At 64.3% G+C, this 2172-nt stretch carries 1 protein-coding gene; it reads right to left on the bottom strand.

Features of this window, described 5'->3' with window-relative positions; genetic code table 11:
- A partial coding sequence (locus B2V21_RS19370; RefSeq protein WP_286917736.1) for a DNA gyrase subunit A occupies positions 1 to 2172 on the bottom strand: 2172 nt, incomplete at both ends.

Genomic DNA, 2172 nt, shown 5'->3' with positions numbered 1-2172 from the left:
CCTTCGACACCTTCTTCCAGCTCATCTTCCTCGACTTCCGATGGCTCCTGAACCCGCTCCAGGCCCACCAGCTTCTCGTCGGTGATCAGCTTGATCAGGGTCACACCCTGGGTGTTTCGGCCAAGGCTCGACACTTCACCGACGCGGGTACGCACCAGCGTGCCCTGGTCGGAAATGAGCATGATCTCTTCGCCTTCCTGGGACTGGATAGCACCGATCAGCTTGCCGTTGCGTTCCTTGGTGACCATGGCGATCACGCCCTGGCCGCCGCGACCGCGACGAGGGAACTTGCTCAGCGGCGTGCGCTTGCCGAAGCCGCGCTCCGAAGCGGTGAGGATCTGTGCACCGGATTCGGGGATCAGCATGGAGATCAGTTGCTGACCCTTGCCCAGACGCATGCCACGAATACCGCGAGCGCCACGGCCCATCTGGCGCACGACGCCTTCGGCGAAGCGGATCACCTTGCCGGCATCGGAGAACAGCATGACTTCCTTGGCGCCGTCGGTGATGGCAGCGGCGATCAGGGTGTCGCCTTCCTTGAGCTTGAGCGCGATGAGGCCGCTGGAGCGCGGACGGGCGAACTGGGCCAACGGGGTCTTCTTGACGGTACCGAATGCGGTCGCCATGAAGATGTAGGCACCGGTCGGCTCGGCCACCAGCTCGGGGGTGTCACCGTCTTCGCCTTCGGCGGCCTCGACGACTTCCTCCGGCTCGACGATCTCGCCTTCGAGCACGGTGTCGTCGGCGTCGTCCAGCTCTTCGTCGGCACCGGCGGTGGCCTGCAGGGCCTCGAGGTCGATCTGCAGCATGGTGGTGATGTACTCGCCATCATCCAGCGGCAGCAGGTTGACCAGCGGACGGCCGCGGGCGGCACGGGAGGCCTCGGGAATTTCGTAGGTCTTGAGCCAGTACACCTTGCCCTTGCTGGAGAACAGCAGCAGCGTGGCGTGGCTGTTGGCGACCAGCAGGTGCGAGATGTAGTCCTCGTCCTTGACGCCGGTGGCCGACTTGCCCTTGCCCCCACGGCGCTGGGCCTGGTAGGCGGACAGTGGCTGGGTCTTGGCATAGCCGCTGTGGGAAATGGTCACCACGCGCTCTTCTTCCGGGATCATGTCACCCAGGGTCAGGTCCAGACGCGAATCGAGAATCTCGGTACGGCGCACGTCGCCGTATTCGGCGCGGATCAGTTCCAGCTCCTCGCGGATCACTTCCATCAGGCGCTCGGCGCTGTTGAGGATGCGGATCAGCTCGGCGATCTGGTTGAGGATCTCCTGGTACTCGGCCAGCAGCTTCTCGTGCTCCAGACCGGTCAGGCGATGCAGGCGCAACTCGAGGATGGCCTGGGCCTGTTCCGGCGAGAGGAAATACTTGCCGTCGCGCAGACCGTACTGCGGATCGAGGTTTTCCGGACGCGAGGACTCGGCGCCGGCACGCTCGACCATCGCCACCACGGCGCTGGATTCCCACGGCGTGCTGACCAGCGCTTCCTTGGCTTCGGACGGGGTCGGCGAGGCCTTGATCAGGGCGATGACCGGATCGATGTTGGACAGCGCGACCGCCTGGCCTTCGAGAATGTGCCCACGCTCGCGCGCCTTGCGCAGCTCGAACACGGTGCGACGGGTGACGACTTCGCGGCGGTGGCGCACGAAGGCTTCGAGCAGGTCTTTCAGGTTGAGGATGCGCGGACGGTTGTCGATCAGGGCGACGATGTTGATACCGAACACGGCCTGCAGCTGGGTCTGTGCATAGAGGTTGTTGAGGATCACCTCCGGCACTTCACCCCGGCGCAGTTCGATGACGATACGCATGCCGTCCTTGTCGGACTCGTCGCGCAGCTCGGAGATGCCTTCGAGCTTCTTCTCTTTCACCAGTTCGGCAATCTTCTCGATCAGGCGGGCCTTGTTCAACTGGTACGGCAGCTCGGTGACGACGATCTGCTGGCGACCACCGACCTTGTCGATGTCCTCGACGTGCGATCGGGCACGCATGTAGATGCGGCCGCGGCCGGTGCGGTAGGCCTCGATGATGCCCTGGCGACCGTTGATGATGGCGGCGGTCGGGAAGTCGGGGCCCGGGATGAACTGCATCAGCTCATCGATGGTGACGTCCGGGTTGTCGATGACCGCCAGGCAGCCGTCGAGCACTTCGCCCAGGTTGTGCGGCGGAATGTTG

Source organism: Pseudomonas sp. UBA6276, assembly GCF_002438365.1.
GTDB lineage: Bacteria > Pseudomonadota > Gammaproteobacteria > Pseudomonadales > Pseudomonadaceae > Aquipseudomonas > Aquipseudomonas coleopterorum.
This window is presented reverse-complemented; position numbering and strand designations above follow the sequence as displayed.